Origin of the sequence: Anaerobacillus sp. MEB173 (assembly GCF_052119505.1) — a bacterium.
Lineage (GTDB): Bacteria > Bacillota > Bacilli > Bacillales > JBJMAU01 > JBJMAU01.
The window spans coordinates 1-351 of record NZ_JBJMAU010000077.1 but is presented as its reverse complement, the minus strand read 5'-3'; the positions used below and the strand labels follow the sequence as shown (position 1 = coordinate 351).

The following is a 351-nucleotide window of genomic DNA, read 5'->3' as shown; positions in this document are numbered from 1 at the left end:
ATAGGATTAGAAACTGCAGATAAGAATAACGCAAATCCATTTAGCATTCTTACGAAATCCGGCAACACTATTCCAGAAGGAGTATACGAACTGTACCTATATGTACCGGCTGATTTCGTGGGAGATCCAATAGCGATACTGGAAGAAGCAGTGACCGATGGACAAGAGTACTTGTATACAGGAGCTAAGGTCGTAGAAACTGTTACAACCGAAGCAGAGTTAAATGCAAAATTGGCAGATCCTAGCGTACAGATAATTAAACTAGGAAACGATATCGTGGTAGATGGCTACTTGAATGTAACTAGAGATGTAACAATCCATGGTAACAATCACAAGATTACAAGAAGTGTA

1 protein-coding gene is annotated in these 351 nt (G+C 39.6%); it reads left to right on the top strand.

Annotation, left to right across the window (positions count from 1 at the left end):
* Positions 1 to 117 precede the first annotated feature (117 nt).
* Positions 118 to 351: pectate lyase-like adhesive domain-containing protein (locus ACJ2A9_RS23870; RefSeq protein WP_441424123.1), on the top strand; the 234-nt coding region annotated here is incomplete at its 3' end.